The organism is Microbulbifer sp. THAF38, from assembly GCF_009363535.1.
Taxonomy (GTDB): Bacteria; Pseudomonadota; Gammaproteobacteria; order Pseudomonadales; family Cellvibrionaceae; genus Microbulbifer.
This window is the reverse complement of the sequence record NZ_CP045369.1, coordinates 3,285,902-3,304,880: the sequence shown is the minus strand read 5'-3', so window position 1 is coordinate 3,304,880 and position 18,979 is coordinate 3,285,902. Positions and strand designations below refer to the sequence as shown.

The window sequence follows — 18,979 nt, the reverse complement described above, 5'->3', positions numbered from 1 at the left end:
AAGAAATGATTACCCTGTATTAACTAGAGGGCAATGTGGCTGATGTTTTTCTCGTTTGAGAATTTTAGGTATACCGGCAAATCCCTGCCAGTATTGAGTGAATGGAAGTGGTAGTCTTATCAGGAAACTTCCGAAGCTACGCCTCGATTGGCTTCAAGAAATTCCTTGATCGGTAGGCGATAGTTACGGCTGACTTTAACTTTGGCGCCGCTAGTTAGGGTGAGAAAGTACTCCCCTTTGGTAAGTACTTTGATGTGTTCGATATAGTTGAGATTCACTAGGGTGGAGCGGTGAATACGCTTGAAATTATCCGGGCACAGCTGTTTTTGCAGGTCTTTGATGGTGCTGCGCATAACATGGGTTTCCCCTTTTACATGCACACACATATAGTCACCGGCAGCATCTATCCACTCGATATCCTGCTGATTGACCATAGTAATACTGCCGCGATCCTTAATCGCCAGGCGATTGTTGATCACTGGAGTGCGAGTCTCAGAGGCTTGTCCCTTGGTTGAACTCATTTCCTCAATAGAGCGCAGCAGCCGGTTTTTTTCTTCCTGGTGGATATCCTTTTTATCGGCATGTGCCAATTGCAAGCGCTGGCGTGCGCGATCAAGGGCGGTTTCTAGGCGAGCGCTATCTAAGGGTTTTAAAACATAATCGACAGCGTGAACCTCAAAAGCTTTGAGGGCATATTCGTCGAAAGCAGTGGCGAATATTACCAATGGTATGGTATCGGCCTGTAGACGACTGACCACATCAAAGCCGTTCATGCCTGGCATTTGTACATCCAGAACCAGTAGGTCTGGACTGTATTCAGATACGGCTTGCAATGCCTCACGCCCATTGCGGCAGCAGGCGGCAATTTCTATATCCGGGAATTCCTCAAACATGCTTTGCAGCAGGCGCAGGGCTAGGGGTTCGTCGTCCACCAGCACGACAGTGAGTTTGTTCATTGGACTTCTCCCTGTGTTTCATTGGTGGGGTGCGTGGATTTTTCCAGCGGTATATCGATTCGTATCGACATGCCGCAATCAGGTTTTTCCTGTTGTTCTATACGGTAATTCTGTGGGTATAGGCTGGAGAGCCGCTCCCGTACATTCTTAAGTCCGACACCGGTGGAGCTGGCCTGAAAATTTCTCTCGCCGGCGCAATCTTCTGAGCAGCCTGAATCCTGTACTTCCAGCAACAGGCGTTGGCCACTACTCTTCGCATGGATTCTAATGGTGCCGCCCAGTTCATTGGGAGCGATGGCATATTTAACTGAGTTCTCAACCAGTGGCTGCAGCAACATGCTGGGCACCAGTGCATGCCGGGCCGTTTCATCGATACTGAGGTCAACGGCCAGGCGGTCGGCAAAACGGGTTTTCTCAATATCCAGATAGAGCAGTACCGCTTGCACTTCCCGCTCGAGCTCTACTTTTTGCATGGGGCTCTCCTTAAGGGAGAGGCGTAAAAAATCGCTGAGGCGTACCACCATTTCGCGTGCTTCATCGGCCTGTTGAAAGCGAATCAGGGCGTTGATGGAATTCAGTGTATTAAACAAAAAATGTGGGTTGAGCTGATAACGCAGCATTTTAAGCTGGGCCTCATTGGCGATAGCCTCTGCCTGGAGCCTGCGCAGCTGCTCGCGCTCGTTGACTGCAGCTACCTCAAGCATTTTCTTGTGCTCACCCTGAAGCAGTATGTGGTATTTAACCCCGCAGTAGAGTGCACTCCAGAAGAGAAAGACAAAGAGGGAGGCATAATACCAGCCGCCGAATTCAGACCAGATGGAGTGTTCCCCGCTCAGGCGGATATAGGCCTCCATGCGCACCAGGGTCCAGATGCCGGAAATCACCGCAACGGCGAGTAGATAAATAACTGTGCGAACGGCCAGTTCAGAGTACCAGGCGATATCAAAAATGGGTCTCAGGAATACCGAGAGAACAAAAGCCACAGCACATTGGAAAATAGTATTTGCCGGCTCGAAGCGCGGCCACTCAGTGGGTGAATGCCAGAGAGTCAGGGAGAGGAATGTCACCAACAAAATGCCAATCCAGCTGACCAGCTGTAATTTCCAAAACCAGCGGGTCGAAGGAATTTCCGCAGTTGCATTCCAGTATTGACGGGTAGAGTACTGCATGATGTCCCGTATATTTAATTTTGTGAAAATGACGGGATAGACGCTCATCATCGCGTTCATTATTATCCGGAAGATATTACCTTGGCTTACCGGAGCCCGCCAGTGGGCCTGTGCGCCGGGATTCCAGCTTAGCCCTTATTTGGTCCTTTTTGTCGCTTTCCGGGGTGATTAGTCAAGTTACTTTCGGCAATCTGGACCCATATGACAACCTTCATTGAGTGAAAGTGTTTTTAATTAAGGGCTTTAAAAATTTGCACATTTTGTCCTTAATTTTCCACTGGCGACTCAAAAGCGTTTAGGAAGAACAGTATAATCGCCGAGAAACGAGTTTGAAATTTGGGGATCGGTTTCCAATGCGCCAGATGTTGCCCGAGTCGAGTCTTCACTCGAACGAAATGGCTGTTTGTGATTCAGATGCCCAGGCCCAAGAGGGGCGCTCTCCAGGGTATTTAAATCTTGCAGCGTTGACTTCTCTTTTCCTTCTGTGGGGTTTTATTACCGGGCTGAATGATGTTCTGGTGCCACACCTTAAAAATGTTTTTGAGCTGAGTTATACCCGCGCTGTCCTGGTACAGTTTTACTTTTTTGCGGCCTATTTTCTGGTTTCTGTTCCTGCTGGGTTGCTATTGCGTAGAGTTGGCTACCAGTTGGGGCTGGTCTTTGGATTATTGGTGGCTTGTGCCGGTTGCCTGGTTTTTATTCCTGCGGCACGCCTGCAAATCTATGAAGTGTTTCTATTGGGGCTTTTTGTACTGGCTTCCGGAATTACAGTATTGCAAGTATCGGCAAATCCCTACGTTATCGCTTTGGGCAGTGCCAAAACAGCTCCAAGTCGTTTAAACCTGACCCAGGCATTTAACTCTCTGGGCACTACCTTGGCGCCGGTTGCCGGTGGTGCCGTTTTTTTTGCCGCGATTTCAATGGGCGCAGATCCCGATACGGCCACTAGTGTCGATGAATTTCGCGCTAGGGAGGCAGCCCTGGTGGAAAAGCCCTATTTCTGGTTGGCGGTAGTGCTGTTGATGATGGTGGCTTTTTTCTCCTGGATTCGCCTGCCAGCGATCCCCGAACACCGCCTTTCTCACCGTACAAGCCCGTTTCACAGTATAAGCCCATCCCGCAGTGAGACTTTTTCCATCTGGCGCTTTCCCAGGTTGACGCTGGGGGCAATTGGTATTTTTGCCTATGTAGGCGCCGAGGTAGCTATAGGAAGTTTTCTGGTTAGTTTTTTTAGTGAATCCTCTGTTGCTGAAATGCAGTTATTTGAGGCGGCAAAGTATGTTTCCTACTACTGGGGTGGCGCCATGGTAGGCCGCTTTGCCGGGGCTTTATTACTGCGCTATGTCTCTGCGGGAAAAACACTGGCGGTGTGTTCGCTGGGTTCCGTAGTGCTTATCGGGGTGGCGATGCTCTCCTCTGGTTACCTGGCTGTATGGTCGATTGTCGCTGTGGGGGTTTGCAACTCCATTATGTTTCCAACCATATTCAGCCTGGCGCTGCGAGGTTTGGGTCAGTACACCAGTCAGGGCAGCGGTGTTCTGTGCATGGCCATTGTTGGCGGTGCGGTTATTCCATTGCTTCAGGGAGTGCTCGCCGATGAAGCGGGTATCCAGCTTTCTTTTTTAGTACCGCTGCTGTGCTACTGCTATATCGCTTATTACGGTGCTTTTTCTCCGACTCTGCGTGGCGCTGCGATGGAGTAGTGGACAATGGCAGTTGAAACTTTGCACCAGGCTATTTTTTAAGTAGTCCGGCTAGAAAATGTTTTCCGCCTTGTCTGTGATTTGGCCCAATCCATCGGATTTCTATTGGCGCTCCTCGGCAAGTATTGCACTTTGCTCCGTTGATACCGTTGCGTGGAATACCTGAAATCCAATCGAGGCCTTATTGGCTGTGATAGGAATTTGGGGGTTTACACTGAAATAATAATATCTGTGTTACTCATTCTGGTAGCGATGGAATTGGTAGGGCAGAAGGGCAAGCGTGGGAAAACTTTGGGAGTTATCCGTGAAATATAAAAAACGATTTTCACTGAGCTTAATGCTCTGTGTCTCGGCACTTGTTGGCTGTCAGCCGCAGGGGGAAGAAGTTCCGGCAAAAGAGGATAACTCCCAGATAAGCAGTGGCGGTAGCCTGGAAAACTGGCCGCTACTCGAGCCCGCGTTTCCACGCAGCGAAAAGCTGGAAGCACGTATTTCCGAGATTATGTCGCGCATGTCTCTGGAAGAGAAGGTGGGGCAAATGATTCAGGCGGAGATCCGCCACGTCACCCCTGAAGATGTTAAGAAATATCACCTGGGCTCTGTGCTAAACGGTGGTGGTGCCTTTCCAAACAACGATAAGTTTGCCACGCCTCAAGATTGGCTGGCGCTTTCCGATGCCTTTTTCAAGGCTTCCATGGACACTTCCGATGGTGGTGTTGCCATTCCTCTGATTTGGGGCTCCGATGCGGTACACGGCCACAATAACGTTATTGGGGCGACCCTTTTTCCCCACAATATTGGCCTCGGGGCGGCGAGGGATGCCGAGCTGATCGAGCGTATTGGTCGCGCGACCGCCCGAGAGGTCGCTGTTACCGGTATCGACTGGACCTTTGCTCCCACTGTGGCGGTAGTGCGGGATGACCGATGGGGGCGCACTTACGAAAGTTACTCTGAAGATCCGGCCGTGGTGGCTGACTATGCGGAAGCCATGGTGAAAGGCTTGCAGGGGGCCAAGGGTGATGCCGGTTTCCTGCGCGGGGAAAACCTGGTGGCCACGGCTAAGCATTTTGTCGGTGACGGTGGAACTGCACGCGGAATCGACCGCGGGGATAACGCTGTGCCTGAAAAGGAACTGGCAGAAGTGCATGCGGCTGGTTACCTGACCGCTTTGCCCGCTGGTGTGCAAACGGTAATGGCTTCTTTTAATAGTTGGAATGGTGAGAAGCTGCACGGCCATAAATACTTGCTCACAGATGTTTTGAAGGAGCGTTTGGGTTTCGATGGATTTGTAGTCGGGGACTGGAATGGCCACAGTTTCGTGCCGGGTTGCACCCTGGAAAGCTGTGCTGCCGCAATTAACGCCGGTTTGGACATGTTTATGGTGCCTGCGGATTGGAAGGCCCTCTACAACAATACCTTGGCACAGGCGAAGAGCGGTGAAATCCCTACTGAGCGTTTGGATGATGCGGTGCGCCGCATACTGCGAGTGAAGCTTCGCGCGGGTCTGTTCGAGCGCAACATGCCTTTGGCGGGCAAGGCTGGTATTCTCGGTAATGCCGAGCACCGCGCGATCGCCAGAGAGGCGGTGCGCAAGTCTTTGGTGCTCATGAAAAACAATGATCAATTGTTGCCGCTGGCCGCGAAGCAGAATGTTCTAGTCGTCGGCGATGGGGCCGACAACCTCTCCAAGCAAAGTGGTGGTTGGACAATATCCTGGCAGGGCACTGGTAATACCCGTGAAGATTTTCCCGGTGCCACTTCTATCTTTGAAGGCATTGTTGCAGCGGTAAAGGGAGCGGGTGGTGAAGCCATACTGAGTGAGGATGGAAGCTTTAACCATGCCAGCTTTGCCAATGGCAAGGCACCCCAGGTGGCTATCGCCATTTATGGTGAGGAGCCCTATGCGGAATGGCATGGGGATATCACCAACCTTGAGTATCAGCGGGGCAACAAGAAAGATCTGGCACTGTTGAAGAAATTGCGCGATCAGGGTATTCCGGTTGTCAGTGTTTTCCTATCTGGTCGCCCGCTCTGGGTGAATAGTGAACTGAATGCATCGGATGCTTTCGTGGCTGCCTGGCTGCCGGGCTCTGAGGGTGCCGGTGTGGCCGATGTGTTATTCCGAGATGCCAAAGGCGAGATTCGCTACGACTTCATTGGGAAATTGCCCTTTAGCTGGCCGATGTACACCAATCAAACGGTTTTGAATCCATACCACGAGCACTACGATCCCCTATTTGCCTTGGGTTACGGCTTGAGTGCGAGTGAGGAGTCACTGGTCAGCAACGATTTGCCGGAGACCAGCGAAAATATGGCTGTGGGTGGACTGGAGGATGCCTGGTTATTGGTCTCCCGTCCGCGCGCTCCCTGGGTATTGAATATTGCCGAGGACGGAGCCGAGGTAGTTCCAGTGAATGGCAACCGTGCAGCCAGTGGTGAGGATAACAATATCGTTGTAACTTCGATTGATATGTCGTCTCAGGAAGATGCGCGTTTATTCGAATGGAAGGGCCTGCGCCCTGGTGCCGTGCAGTTGTCTGCGGAGTATATGCAGAACTTGGGCGTTTATTTGGAGGAGGGTTCAGCTCTGAGTCTGAATATTCGCATTGATCAGGAACTGCGTAAGCCGTTACAAGCTGCAGTGACCTGTGGAGAGGGCTGTATTGCCAGGGTGCCACTGCAGTCCACCCTGAAAAGTATGCCTCTGAATGATTGGACCCGTCTCTCGGTAGACCTGCAATGCTTTGCCAAAGCTGGTGCTGACTTTAGCAAGGTTTTCAGTGCGTTCCGCTTGGAGAGTGAGGGTGCCGCAGCGATAGCCGTAGCCAATGTACGATTGGTGCCCGATGCCGCAGTGTCTGCCGATATTCGCTGTGACGGCTAGTCACTTTCATTCCTAGCGACTTTTATTCATGAAGTGCCCAGGCCAGCCAGCATTGGGGCCTGGGCCGCATCTCTTAGGGACTCAATCCTGGAGGTTAAAACTCCAGCATCGCAGGTGCTATCAGATACCTATCTGATAGCTTGCTGGCAAGCCACAGCCCTTCAATATTCTGCTTCCCACTTAACAGTTCATCAACGCCAGTTCCCAGCACCGGTATACTGTGTCGATCTCAGTTCCAGGGTATAGGCAGTGATCTCCAAATCCGCAGCAAATTTTCTTCCGCAACTTATAAAGTCCGCGATGCAGCGTCACCCGGCAAAGGGGCAGCTGTGGGTAGGGTTTTCTGGTGGTTTGGATTCCACTGTTTTGCTGCACCTTCTCAATCAGAATGGTATCCCCGTTAGGGCAGTGCATGTGCACCACGGCCTCAGTAGTAATGCCGACGGCTGGCTTCGCCATTGCGAAGTCTTTGCCCGCGAGCTGCAGGTGCCTTTCATTGCGGTGCGTATGCAAGTTGATAGAAGCGATGGAGGGGTGGAGCAGGGTGCACGCAAGGCTCGCTACAAGGCTTTTGATTCGGTGATGTCCTCCGGTGATCAAATGTTGCTCGGCCACCACGGGGATGACCAGGCGGAAACCTTTCTATATAGGCTAATGCGTGGAGCGGGCGCCCTTGGGCTTTCGGGTATGGCGGAGAGTCGGCCCTTGGGTGAGGGTAAATCCTTACTTCGCCCTTTGTTGTCAGTCGGGCGCAGTGAGCTGGAAGCATGGGCGCTTGAACATGGGCTCAGGTGGATTGAGGATGAGAGCAATGCCGATGAGACTTTTGAGCGTAACTACTTGCGCCGAAAGGTCATGCCTCTGTTATCCGCACGTTGGCCGGCGCGGCAGAGCATTCAGCGTGCCGCAGATAATCTTAGGGAGTCGGCGTTACTGCTGGAGGAGTTGGCACTTGCTGACTTGCAGGCCTGTGATATCAGGAAAGAAAGGTTTGGGGAGAGCCTCCTCATATCGGCATTTAGTGATTTGAGTCTTGCGCGACGCAAAAATCTATTGCGGAACTGGATTTTGCGACAAGCTGGTATGGCGCCGGAATCCGTGACCTTACAGGAAGCCTTGGGGCAGATAGAGAGAGCGAGTGCCGATGCGCAAGTGGAAGTGCGCTTGGGTCGACGCGTTGTACGCCGCTTTCAGCAGCTTTTATACCTGACCCCCATTCTGGAATCCTTTGCCAGCACCGATGAAGAACTCCTTTGGGATGGTGTCTCAGCACTACCACTCCCTAGAGGTGGCGTGTTGGAACCGGCGCCAGACTGGCCCCAGGGAGCATATCAAGTGAGGTACCGTCGGGGTGGTGAGCGCACTCAGCCTCGCAATCGGCCACGTTCCCAGATGCTCAAGAAGGTTTTGCAGGAGTGGGCGCTGGAACCCTGGCTGCGGGACAGGGTACCCCTGGTCTACCTGAATGGGGAGCTGGTGGCTGTCGCCGGGTTGTTCTGCTGTAAGGTGGGCTCAACTGTGCCAGGAGCGCCTTTGGTGAAACCGCCCAGCTGGCGGTTTTTCGATTGAGCGGGAAGGGGTTTTCTGCTACCCTGGCGCCCCGTCTCAAAGGCACCGGGAGAAGCTGGATTATCCGCCCGGGCCAGCCCTGTAAGCTCGACATTCATCGAGCGCTCAACTGACCAAGGTTTTGCATGACGCGCTATATTTTTGTAACTGGTGGCGTGGTTTCCTCGTTGGGGAAAGGTATCGCCTCCGCCTCTTTGGCCGCCATTCTGGAGGCCCGTGGCCTCAAGGTTACCATCCTCAAACTGGACCCCTACATCAACGTAGACCCGGGTACCATGAGCCCCTTCCAGCACGGTGAGGTGTATGTCACCGAGGATGGTGCCGAGACTGACCTGGACCTGGGTCACTATGAACGCTTTATCCGCACGCGGATGTCCAAGCGTAATAACTTTACCACCGGCCGTGTGTACGAGACCGTACTGCGCAAAGAGCGCCGTGGTGACTACCTGGGTGGCACCGTACAGGTGATCCCCCATATTACCGACGAGATCAAACGCCGCGTTGTAGAAGGTGGCCGCGATGTTGATGTGGCTATTGTTGAAATCGGTGGCACCGTAGGTGATATCGAATCTCAGCCTTTCCTGGAATCTGTGCGTCAGCTGCGTGTGGAAATGGGCACCAACCGCGCCCTGTTGATCCATCTAAGCTATGTACCGTTTATCGCCACTGCCGGTGAAACCAAAACCAAGCCGACCCAGCACTCTGTAAAAGAGCTGCGTTCTATCGGCTTGCAGCCGGATATCCTGCTGTGCCGCTCCGAGCGTGAGATCGATGAGGATTCCCGCCGCAAGATCGCACTCTTCACCAATGTTGAAGAGCGCGCTGTAGTACCGCTGCCCGATGCCAAGACCATTTATGGCGTACCGCGCCTGCTGCATGGCTATGGCCTCGATGATATCGTTGTGGAGAAGCTGCAGCTGGAATGCCAGGCACCGGATCTATCCGAGTGGGACGAAGTGGTCGATGGCAAGCTGAACCCTCAGCACGAAGTGAAAATTGCCATGGTTGGCAAATACATGGAGCTGCTGGACGCATACAAATCCCTGATCGAATCCCTGACTCATGCGGGTATAAAACACCGCTGTAAGGTGGATATCGACTTTATCAACGCCGAAGACGTTGAGGGTGAGAACGGCATCGACCTGATCAAAGATGCCGATGCGATCCTGGTTCCCGGTGGATTTGGCGAGCGCGGCTTGGAAGGCAAGCTGGAATCGGTGCGTTACGCTCGTGAAAATAATATTCCTTACCTGGGGATTTGCCTTGGTTTGCAGTCTGTAGTTATCGAGTATGCACGCAACGTACTCGGCCTGGAAGGCGCCAACAGTACTGAATTCAATACCAAGACCCCGCATCCGGTTATTGGTCTGATCACTGAGTGGATCGATAGCGAAGGTAAAATTGAAAAGCGTGACGAGCAGTCTGACCTCGGCGGTACTATGCGTCTGGGTGGCCAGGAATGTCGCCTGGCCAAAGACTCCAAGGCCCGTGAAATTTACGGTGCCGACGTCATCGTTGAGCGTCATCGTCACCGTTACGAAGTGAACAATAACTACGTTGATCGTCTGCAGCAGGCCGGTTTAAAAATTGGCGGCTGGTCTGCCGATGACACTCTGGTAGAGATGGTTGAGCTGCCGAACCACCCCTGGTTCGTTGCCTGTCAGTTCCACCCGGAGTTTACCTCTACTCCACGCGATGGCCACCCGCTGTTTGAAAGCTTCATTGCAGCTGCAATGAAGCAGCGTGAAAACCAGGGTTAAAGAGTAATTCCATCCCTGGCTCGATAGGCTTGGGAAGATAACAGGAAGTAAACAGTGAAAACCATTGAAGTTGGAAATATCCAGGTTGCCAATGATAAGCCTTTCGTGCTGTTTGGTGGCATGAATGTACTGGAGTCCCGCGACCTGGCGATGCAGGTGGCTGAGCACTATGTAAAAGTCACCGAAAAGCTGGGTATTCCCTATATTTTTAAAGCGTCTTTTGACAAGGCCAACCGTTCCTCCGTGCACTCTTATCGCGGGCCGGGAATGGAAGAGGGACTGAAGATTTTTCAGGAAATCAAAGACACTTTTAAGGTTCCCTTGATTACCGATGTCCATGAGATCTACCAAGCTGCGCCTGTAGCCGAGGTCGTGGATATTATCCAGCTGCCAGCCTTTCTCGCTCGTCAGACCGACCTGGTTGCTGCTATGGCCGCTACCGGTGCGGTAATCAATGTGAAAAAACCGCAGTTCATGAGCCCACCCCAGGTAAAAAATGTGGTGGAGAAATTTGCTGAATGCGGTAATGAAAACATTATCCTGTGTGAGCGTGGAGCCTGTTTTGGTTACGACAACCTGGTCGTCGATATGCTGGGCTTCAGAACCATGATCAATGCTTCCGGCGGTGCGCCACTGATTTTTGATGTGACGCACTCTTTACAGATGCGTGACCCTTCCGGTGCAGCTTCTGGTGGCCGTCGCGCCCAGGTAACCGAACTGGGCCGTGCAGGCTTGGCTATTGGCATTGCTGGCTTGTTCCTGGAAGCACATCCAAATCCAGACAAAGCCCTGTGCGATGGCCCTAGTGCATTGCCCCTGGACAAGCTTGAGCCATTCCTCGCACAGATGAAAGCCGTGGATGATTTGATTAAAGGCTTTACGCCTCTGGATACCGAATAAAAGAAAGAATTAGTTTGCGCGCGCCCTTTTAGCGCACTGCAGGTTAGCGCACTGTAGGTTAGCGCACTGTAGGGCGCTTGGTACTTACTCTGAGGCTGCCTTAACTATAGAGGCGGCCATCAGAAATATTCTCAAAAACAAATTTTGAAATAAGTATCCCAAGAATAAGCGTTCTAAGTTTTGCGCGCAGTCATTTGTAAACTTCTTTCAGTTATTACCAATTTTTAATACGTAACAAGTTTAGTTAGTACCAATACGGAGCCCATTGTTAATGAGCAAGATTGTCGCTGTTAAAGCCTATGAAGTGCTGGATTCCCGCGGAAACCCTACCGTTGAAGCCGATGTGATTCTGGAAGATGGTTCCATTGGTTCCGCCTGCGCTCCTTCCGGCGCCTCTACCGGTTCTCGCGAAGCTCTGGAGTTACGCGATGGCGATAAGAGCCGTTACCTAGGCAAAGGGGTATTGAAAGCGGTTGAGAATATCAATACTACTATCGCCGACCTGCTCAAAGGTATGGATGCAACCGATCAGCGCGCCCTGGATAAGGCGATGATCGATGCCGATGGTACTGAAAACAAAGCCAAGCTGGGTGCCAATGCCATCCTGGCAGTTTCCCTGGCGGCAGCCAAGGCTGCAGCAGCTTCCAAGAAAATCCCGCTGTATCAGCATATTGCCGAAGTGAATGGCACTCCCGGTCAATACACCATGCCGGTACCGATGATGAATATTCTCAACGGTGGTGAGCACGCCGACAACAATGTGGATATTCAGGAATTTATGGTGCAACCGGTTAAGGCTGAGTCTTTTGCCGAAGCTCTGCGTCAGGGTGCTGAGATTTTCCACTCCCTGAAAAAAGTACTGTCTAGCAACGGCCTCAACACCGCTGTTGGCGACGAAGGTGGTTTTGCTCCGAACCTGCCTTCCAACGAAGCTGCTCTGAAAGTCATTGCTGAAGCAGTAGAAAAAGCTGGTTACACCCTGGGTGATGACATTACCCTGGCTCTGGACTGCGCTTCCTCTGAATTCTACAAAGATGGCAAGTATGACCTGGCAGGTGAAGGCAAGCAGTTCGATAGCGAAGGTTTCGCCAGCTACCTGGCCGAGCTTTCCGCAAACTATCCGATCCTGTCTATCGAAGATGGCATGGATGAAAGCGATTGGGATGGTTGGAAAGTGCTCACCGATAAGATTGGTGACAAAGTACAGCTGGTCGGTGACGACCTGTTCGTAACCAACACCAAGATCCTCAAAGAAGGTATCGAGAAAGGTGTGGGTAATTCTATCCTGATCAAGTTCAACCAGATCGGCTCCCTGTCCGAGACTCTGGATGCGATCAAGATGGCTAAAGATGCAGGCTACACCGCTGTGATCTCTCACCGCTCCGGTGAAACCGAAGACACCACTATTGCCGACTTGGCTGTAGCTACCGCTGCCGGTCAGATTAAAACCGGCTCCCTGTGCCGCTCCGATCGCGTTGCCAAGTACAATCGTCTGCTGCGTATCGAAGCTGAACTGAACGGTTCTGCACCATACCGCGGCCGTGCTGAATTCAAATAATCAACTTTTGAATTGCACACTGGTATTGCAGAGGGCTCCCTCTGCAATACCTCTAATACGAACAAGCGAAATATCGTAATCTCGTATGAAATGGCTGCTGGGAATTCTTACCTTTATTCTGCTTGCCACTCAGTATCGTGTCTGGGTCGGTGATGGCAGTCTCGCCGAAGTTACCCGTCTCAAACGACAACTCGTCCAACAACAGGAAAAAAATGCAGCCTTGGCGCGGGAAAATCGCCAGTTGTTGAGAGAAGTGCGAAGCCTGAAAGAGGGCACTGATGGTGTCGAAGCCAAGGCACGCTATGATCTGGGGTTGATTAAGGAAGGGGAAACCCTGTTTATCTTCCTGGATTCGGAAGAGGCTAAAAAGTGATTACAGATTATTGGGTGATTGTACCTGCTGCAGGCGTTGGTAAACGCATGGGGGCAGACCGTCCCAAACAGTATTTACCATTATTGGGGCACCCCTTGTTGTCCCTCACCCTGCGAAATATTTTAACCTGGCCGGGGCTCGCTGGTGTTGTTGTGGCCTTATCAAAAGATGATGCATTTTTTCCCCACCTGAAAGAAGCTTCGCACCCGCTAATACATACCGTGATTGGTGGTGTTGAGCGGGCAGATTCTGTCCTCTCGGCCTTGGAGTTTCTCGCCCAACGGGAGCAGGCAGATACCCCAGTGCTTGTACACGATGCCGCGAGGCCATGTGTTGCATTGGAAGACATTCATGCACTGTTGCATAGCCAGGTTGCACAGACTGCGCTGTTGGCACGTCCCGCCAGCGATACAGTTAAGCGAAGCCGTGATAAAGGCGGCATTCCATGTGTTGAGCAAACCCTGGATCGCAAACAGGTCTGGCTTGCGCAGACCCCCCAGCGAGCCCCTCTTGAGCTACTGCGCTCCTGTCTTAGCCAGGCCTTACAGCAAGGTGAAGCTGTTACTGACGAAGCCAGTGCCCTGGAAATTTTTGGTCACTCTCCGCAACTTGTTGAAGGGCGGAGCGACAATATCAAAGTGACCCATCCCACCGATATTGTAGTGGCAGAGGTCATTTTACGTCTGCGTTACGCTCCCACAGAGGATCATCGATAGTGAGTTTTCGAGTTGGCCAGGGTTTTGACGTTCATGCGTTTGGCCCTGGTGATCATGTTGTACTTGGCGGAATAAAAATTCCCCATAGTTTTGGTTTGAAGGCTCACTCCGATGGGGACGTGTTGCTGCACGCCCTGTGTGACGCACTTCTTGGTGCTTTGGCACTCGGTGATATCGGTCATCATTTTCCTGATACGGATGAGCGCTATAGTGGTGCTGATAGTCGTGCCCTTTTACAGCATGTTATGGCACTGCTTAGGGAGAAGGGATATCGCCTGGTGAACGCGGATACCACACTGATTGCCCAGGCACCCAAGATGGCTCCTCATATCGAAGCCATGCGCGGCAACATTGCGGCGGATTGTGATGTGGATGTCGCTGATATCAGTGTGAAAGCAACGACTACGGAGAAACTTGGTTTTACCGGGCGGGGAGAAGGAATTGCGGCTCAGGCCGTTGTGTTAATTGAGCGAAGCGATGTCTGAGGTCTGGAATCTGAATTGGCCCCGCGCTTTGGGTGGGGCGGCAATCTCTGCTGATTTCCGTACGGTTGCGGAAGATTTTGTTGTCGATGAGCTGGCATTTCCCGAGCCATCAGAGGATGGCGAGCATGTCTACCTGCATATCAAGAAGCGGGGTGCCAACACTGCCTGGGTAGCAAAGCAGCTGGCTAAACTCGCCGGAGTACGTCCCCTGGATGTGAGCTACTTTGGGCTAAAGGATCGGCATGCAGTAACCACGCAGTGGTTTAGTGTTTGGCTCGGACAGAAGCCAGAGGCAGACTGGTCACAGATCAATAGTGATGAGGTTTCACTTCTGCAGTTTCTCAGGGGTGCCCGTAAGCTGCGTCGCGGTGAGCATGCTGGTAATCGGTTTAAAATTCGCCTTCGCAACGTCTGCGGTGATCGGGCGGCTGCGGAAAAGGTGCTTGAGCAAATTGGCGGTGGAGTGCCAAATTATTTTGGTGAGCAGCGCTTCGGTATTAATGGCGGCAACCTGGATTTGGTACGTAATCTGGCAGAAGAAGAGGGGCGTTGTCGCAAGAGCGAAAAGGCATTCGCGATGTCGGCTGCGCGCAGCTGGCTGTTTAATCAGATATTGGCTGAGAGAGTTACTATCGATAACTGGCAGCAATGTCTTGAAGGTGAGCCACAAAGTGAGTCAACTGGCCCTCTGTGGGGGCGCGGCAGGAACCTCGCCTCGGGTCCTCAAGGCGAAATAGAGCAGCGAGTATTAGAGAAATGGCAGGCTTGGTGTAACTGGCTGGAGCATTGCGGGCTCAAGCAGGAGCGCAGACCGCTGATTCTCCGTCCAGAGGCCTTTCGTTTTGAGTGGCAGTCCGACGACCTCCGTTTGGAGTTTGCTTTACCGCCCGGCGCATTTGCAACAGCCCTGCTCAGGGAGGTGGCACAGCTGGTCAATGTGAACTCGGACACATAAAATTTGTGGCTGAAAGCGAGAGAGTTATACAGGGGATGGAAATAGACAGCTTATGGACCGCTTGAGACACGAAGGCTTGGGGATGACCTCCCAGCGCACCCGTAATCGCTTGATCCAGCGATTGCGGGATGAGGGCATTAGCAATGAAGAAGTCCTTGATGTAATGGCTTCAACCCCAAGGCATTTGTTTCTGGATGAAGCCCTGGCGATCCGCGCCTATGAGGATACCGCCCTGCCAATAGGTTATGGTCAGACGATATCCCAACCCTACATCGTTGCCCGTATGACGGAATTGCTATTGAGTAGAGCCAAGTCCCTGCACCGGGTTTTGGAGGTAGGCACTGGCTCCGGCTATCAAACCGCCATACTCTCTCGACTGGTTGAACAACTTTTTTCTGTCGAGCGTGTCGAACCGCTATTGGATAAGGCTCGACAGCGCCTTACCGAGTTGGGTTACCAGAATATTGAATACAATCTCAGCAGTGGTGGTTTTGGTTGGCCGGAAAAAGGGCCCTACGATGCAATCCTGGCAGCAGCGGCTCCTTCGACAATCCCCGATGAGCTGAAGCAGCAGTTAGGTCCCAACGGTGTCTTGGTTATTCCGGTGGGTTCGGAGCAGCAGCACCTGATGATGATCTCTCGGCGCCAGGATACTGATCAATTCGATGTGGAGAAGCTAGAAGCAGTGCGTTTTGTACCGCTGCTAAGTGGTGTTGTTCGATGAAATTTAGTGAGCTCTTCAAGAGCCGTTACCCGGGCGTAGTACTGCGTGGAATGGGGATGGGCGCAGCAGATGTGGTTCCGGGGGTTTCCGGGGGTACCATTGCTTTTATTACTGGTATCTACCAGGAGTTACTCGATTCTTTGAGCCGGATAGGCCCTCACTGCATCACAATTCTGCGGGAGGAAGGGCTGTCGGCAACTTGGAAATATATTAATGGCAGCTTCCTGTTATCCCTGTTTTTAGGGGTGTTGATCAGTATTTTCAGTCTGGCAAGGGTCATTAGCAGCCTATTGGAGCAATACCCTATTCTGGTCTGGTCTTTCTTCTTTGGCCTGGTGTTGGCTTCTACCTTCCCGATCCTTCGCAATATTCCCAAGTGGACTCTTTCGACGGTTGTCTTTCTATTGTTGGGGATTGCGCTGGCAGTTGCGGTCAGTGAGCTTCGTCCCGGAGATATCCCGGCCACTCCGCTCACATTATTTTTTTCTGGGGCACTGGCTATTTGTGCGATGGCATTACCCGGAATATCCGGTGCCTTTATCCTGCTCATGATTGGGATCTACCCTAAGGTGCTTGCTGCAGTGCATGAGCTGCAAATATCGAATTTATTATATTTCGCTGCTGGAGCAGCTTTGGGGCTTATGCTCTTTAGCCGATTACTTTCCTGGTTGATGCATAAATATGCAGCCAGAACATTGGCTTTTCTTGCCGGAATTTTACTGGGTAGCTTAAAAATAATTTGGCCTTGGAAGCTCCCAATGGATGGCGCTGAACCCGTTTCCAGTAAGCTCACGCCTCTGCTCGCTAATACCTCCCCGTCGAACTTTATGGCCCAAACTGGTGAGAATGCGAGTCTGGGGCCGGCGGTTATTGCGGCCCTGGCAGCAGCGATATTGGTTCTTGCGGTGGACTATTTTGGCGGGGGCCAACGAGGAAAATCCTACGCCACGCCGCAATAAGATCTGGAATATCTCGGTATGGCAGCTTTTTATGAAGCTTTTTCAGAGATTTTTAGAGCTTTTCTTTAGACACTTTTTCCATAAATGCCGTGGTCTGATGTAAAAAGAGAATAATGGAATGTCATCTTTTACGACGTGTTAAGGGCCTTTTTTGGCGGAACAATAACCCTAATATTGGTCATTTTTTGACTTTGCCGTTAAAAATATTAGGCGTTGCTATAGTGCTCCTGGCCCTGGTCTCCTGTGCCGGCCACAGGGCACCCAGCAGTTCCCTAAAGCAGCCTCCCAGTATCCGCCTCAACCACCATACTGTGAGCCGCGGGGATACCCTGTATTCTATTGCCTGGCGTTACGGTAAGGACTTCCGGCAGCTGGCGGCAATCAATGGCATTAAACCCCCTTACAGTATTTATCCGGGCCAACGTCTGAAACTGAGTGGCGTTGTACCGCTTCAGGCTGCATCAAAATCACCCGTGATCGCTAAAAAACCCGTGGTTAAGCCGGCAACTCCAAAGAAAGCTATTCCCGCCAAGAGTAAAAAATCTTTAACGAAAAGTTCTGCGCGCCAAAAGCCTCAAACTAAGCACGCAGGGACGATTCACTGGCGCTGGCCAGCCAGTGGGCAAGTCATTAGCAAGTTCCGCCCAGGAGACCCCTTGAGGAAGGGTGTTGATATCGCCGGTGAAAAGGGAGAATCTGTATCGGCAGCAGCTGATGGCACCGTTATCTACGCTGGTAGTGCGTTGAGAGGGTATGGAAAACTGCTGATCGTTAAGCACAGTGAGGTATACCTAAGTGCTTATGCTCACAATCACCGGTTACTGGTGAAAGAGGGTAGTAAGGTCAAAGCTGGACAACGGATAGCGGAACTGGGTTCGAGTGGTACCGACCGCGACAAGCTCCACTTTGAAATACGAAAAAACGGTCAACCAGTGGACCCTCTTGCGTATCTACCGTGAGTCGGGAGGGTGTTCTAAAGCTCTGCAAATAAAAATGGACTTTTAACTAATACCACTTGGGGTAGTCACCGTAATCGTGGCGACCAAAGGGTCAAGCCGATTCAGTGGCTGTCGCACATGTGCACATAGTTGGTCGTATTTTTGACCAATTCTGGGCTCATGCTATGCGGTTGATATTGGCAAAGTACAAGGAGCAGGGGAAATGGAAGCACAACGGCAAGACCAGTCCATGGCGGCTGGCCAGGCAGAAGACTTTCCTCCTGAGTTGGCGGTTGAGAATGATGAGCAGAAACTAAATCCCAAAGAAGGAAAAGGTAGTAGCCGTACGCGGAGAAACACGGCAAAAAATAACTCCGTATCCTCCCCCACTGAGAAGAGTAGGGTTAGCAGGTTGGATGGCGATAGCCATCTGCAGAAGAACCTGGACGCCACCCAACTCTACCTAAATGAAATTGGCTTTTCTCCCCTACTGACCGCTGAAGAAGAGGTCTATTACGCTCGCAAGGCTTTGCGTGGTGATGCTGCGGCAAGAAAGCGTATGATTGAGAGTAATTTACGTCTTGTTGTAAAAATCGCTCGTCGCTATGTAAGTCGTGGCCTTGCCTTGCTGGACCTGATCGAGGAGGGCAACTTGGGGTTAATTCGCGCTGTTGAGAAGTTTGATCCAGAGCGAGGTTTCCGCTTTTCTACTTACGCTACTTGGTGGATACGTCAGACAATAGAACGAGCCATTATGAATCAGACTCGTACTATTCGCCTGCCCATTCACGTAGTAAAAGAGTTAAATGTATACCTTCGAGCATCTCGTGAGCTTGCGCAGAAGCTGGATCACGAGCCATCCGCAGAAGAGATTGCTAACTTGTTGGAGAAACCTGTAGAGGATGTTGAGCGGATGTTAGGGCTCAACGAGCGGGTCACTTCCGTTGATACCCCTATAGGCCCCTCTTCAGAAAAGACATTGGTTGATACCATTCCTGACCAGCAGGAGTCTGATCCCGCGGAGCTTCTTCAGGATAGCGATCTTTTCGACAGCATTAACCGTTGGCTTGGTGAGCTTCCAGACAAGCAATGTGAAGTTGTTTCCAGGCGATTTGGGTTGCGTGGTTTTGAAGCGAGTACTCTGGAAGAAGTTGGGCGTGAAATTGGCCTTACTCGTGAAAGGGTTCGTCAAATCCAGGTTGATGCGCTCAAGCGTCTTAGGGAAGTCATGGAAAAGCAAGGGCTTGATGGGCAGTCCCTGTTTGGAAATCTTTAAAGTTGGCCCCTAGATAAGGAAACCCCATGAACGGCGTGTTTTGTGGGGTTTCCT

At 51.8% G+C, this 18,979-nt stretch carries 16 protein-coding genes; 14 read left to right on the top strand and 2 right to left on the bottom strand.

Translation table 11 applies throughout. From position 1 onward, the window contains the following. Positions 1-119 precede the first annotated feature (119 nt). Positions 120-956, bottom strand: coding sequence for a LytTR family DNA-binding domain-containing protein (locus FIU95_RS14265; RefSeq protein WP_152454403.1), 837 nt, complete (start codon positions 954-956; stop codon positions 120-122). Beyond that, positions 953-2,125: a sensor histidine kinase gene (locus FIU95_RS14260; RefSeq protein ID WP_172975412.1), complete on the bottom strand. Its 1,173-nt coding sequence runs from the start codon at positions 2,123-2,125 to the stop codon at positions 953-955. The genes FIU95_RS14265 and FIU95_RS14260 overlap by 4 nt, the downstream gene beginning before the upstream one ends. Positions 2,126-2,478: 353 nt before the next feature. Between FIU95_RS14260 and FIU95_RS14255 the strand changes: the two genes are divergently transcribed. From FIU95_RS14255 to rpoS, 14 genes are all read left to right on the top strand, one after another. Then, entirely contained in the window at positions 2,479-3,828 is a 1,350-nt protein-coding gene (locus FIU95_RS14255; RefSeq protein WP_152454401.1) for a sugar MFS transporter, read from the top strand. Positions 3,829-4,132: 304 nt separating this feature from the next. Further along, positions 4,133-6,712 (top strand): exo 1,3/1,4-beta-D-glucan glucohydrolase, encoded by a 2,580-nt coding sequence (locus tag FIU95_RS14250; RefSeq protein ID WP_152454400.1) that lies wholly within the window; start codon positions 4,133-4,135, stop codon positions 6,710-6,712. 249 nt (positions 6,713-6,961) lie between these two features. Continuing rightward, entirely contained in the window at positions 6,962-8,281 is a 1,320-nt protein-coding gene (gene tilS, locus FIU95_RS14245) for a tRNA lysidine(34) synthetase TilS (protein WP_253868646.1), read from the top strand. A gap of 125 nt (positions 8,282-8,406) precedes the next feature. Continuing rightward, entirely contained in the window at positions 8,407-10,041 is a 1,635-nt protein-coding gene (locus tag FIU95_RS14240) for a CTP synthase (protein WP_152454399.1), read from the top strand. 54 nt (positions 10,042-10,095) lie between these two features. Next, positions 10,096-10,941, top strand: coding sequence for a 3-deoxy-8-phosphooctulonate synthase (gene kdsA, locus FIU95_RS14235; protein WP_152454398.1), 846 nt, complete (start codon positions 10,096-10,098; stop codon positions 10,939-10,941). A 271-nt stretch (positions 10,942-11,212) separates the two neighbouring features. Then, on the top strand, positions 11,213-12,499 hold the full coding sequence (eno, locus tag FIU95_RS14230; RefSeq protein WP_152454397.1) for a phosphopyruvate hydratase: 1,287 nt from the start codon (positions 11,213-11,215) through the stop codon (positions 12,497-12,499). 85 nt (positions 12,500-12,584) lie between these two features. Then, on the top strand, positions 12,585-12,872 hold the full coding sequence (locus tag FIU95_RS14225) for a septum formation initiator family protein (protein WP_152454396.1): 288 nt from the start codon (positions 12,585-12,587) through the stop codon (positions 12,870-12,872). After that, the gene (ispD, locus tag FIU95_RS14220) at positions 12,869-13,588 is read left to right on the top strand and encodes a 2-C-methyl-D-erythritol 4-phosphate cytidylyltransferase (protein ID WP_152454395.1); all 720 of its coding nucleotides are present in this window, start codon (positions 12,869-12,871) and stop codon (positions 13,586-13,588) included. Before FIU95_RS14225 ends, ispD begins: the two co-directional genes overlap by 4 nt. Then, positions 13,588-14,073: a 2-C-methyl-D-erythritol 2,4-cyclodiphosphate synthase gene (ispF, locus tag FIU95_RS14215; RefSeq protein WP_152454394.1), complete on the top strand. Its 486-nt coding sequence runs from the start codon at positions 13,588-13,590 to the stop codon at positions 14,071-14,073. The genes ispD and ispF overlap by 1 nt, the downstream gene beginning before the upstream one ends. Next, the gene (gene truD, locus FIU95_RS14210; RefSeq protein WP_152454393.1) at positions 14,066-15,028 is read left to right on the top strand and encodes a tRNA pseudouridine(13) synthase TruD; all 963 of its coding nucleotides are present in this window, start codon (positions 14,066-14,068) and stop codon (positions 15,026-15,028) included. The genes ispF and truD overlap by 8 nt, the downstream gene beginning before the upstream one ends. Positions 15,029-15,080: 52 nt before the next feature. Next, positions 15,081-15,752, top strand: coding sequence for a protein-L-isoaspartate(D-aspartate) O-methyltransferase (locus tag FIU95_RS14205; RefSeq protein ID WP_172975411.1), 672 nt, complete (start codon positions 15,081-15,083; stop codon positions 15,750-15,752). After that, positions 15,749-16,711 carry a DUF368 domain-containing protein gene (locus FIU95_RS14200; protein ID WP_216646252.1) on the top strand — a complete coding sequence of 321 codons (963 nt, stop codon included), beginning with the start codon at positions 15,749-15,751 and terminating at the stop codon, positions 16,709-16,711. Before FIU95_RS14205 ends, FIU95_RS14200 begins: the two co-directional genes overlap by 4 nt. Before the next feature lie 221 nt (positions 16,712-16,932). Further along, on the top strand, positions 16,933-17,670 hold the full coding sequence (locus tag FIU95_RS14195; RefSeq protein ID WP_253868644.1) for a peptidoglycan DD-metalloendopeptidase family protein: 738 nt from the start codon (positions 16,933-16,935) through the stop codon (positions 17,668-17,670). A 202-nt stretch (positions 17,671-17,872) separates the two neighbouring features. Beyond that, entirely contained in the window at positions 17,873-18,925 is a 1,053-nt protein-coding gene (gene rpoS / locus FIU95_RS14190) for an RNA polymerase sigma factor RpoS (protein ID WP_253868642.1), read from the top strand. Positions 18,926-18,979: the final 54 nt, after the last annotated feature.

Excerpts from the sequence above, each read along its gene's own strand:
- FIU95_RS14265 (WP_152454403.1), bottom strand. The coding sequence starts at position 956 with ATGAACAAACTCACTGTCGTGCTGGTGGACGACGAACCCCTAGCCCTG.
- FIU95_RS14260 (WP_172975412.1), bottom strand. The coding sequence starts at position 2,125 with ATGCAGTACTCTACCCGTCAATACTGGAATGCAACTGCGGAAATTCCT.
- FIU95_RS14255 (WP_152454401.1), top strand. The coding sequence starts at position 2,479 with ATGCGCCAGATGTTGCCCGAGTCGAGTCTTCACTCGAACGAAATGGCT.
- FIU95_RS14240 (WP_152454399.1), top strand. The coding sequence starts at position 8,407 with ATGACGCGCTATATTTTTGTAACTGGTGGCGTGGTTTCCTCGTTGGGG.
- eno (WP_152454397.1), top strand. The coding sequence starts at position 11,213 with ATGAGCAAGATTGTCGCTGTTAAAGCCTATGAAGTGCTGGATTCCCGC.
- FIU95_RS14225 (WP_152454396.1), top strand. The coding sequence starts at position 12,585 with ATGAAATGGCTGCTGGGAATTCTTACCTTTATTCTGCTTGCCACTCAG.
- truD (WP_152454393.1), top strand. The coding sequence starts at position 14,066 with ATGTCTGAGGTCTGGAATCTGAATTGGCCCCGCGCTTTGGGTGGGGCG.
- FIU95_RS14205 (WP_172975411.1), top strand. The coding sequence starts at position 15,081 with ATGGACCGCTTGAGACACGAAGGCTTGGGGATGACCTCCCAGCGCACC.
- FIU95_RS14200 (WP_216646252.1), top strand. The coding sequence starts at position 15,749 with ATGAAATTTAGTGAGCTCTTCAAGAGCCGTTACCCGGGCGTAGTACTG.
- rpoS (WP_253868642.1), top strand. The coding sequence starts at position 17,873 with ATGGAAGCACAACGGCAAGACCAGTCCATGGCGGCTGGCCAGGCAGAA.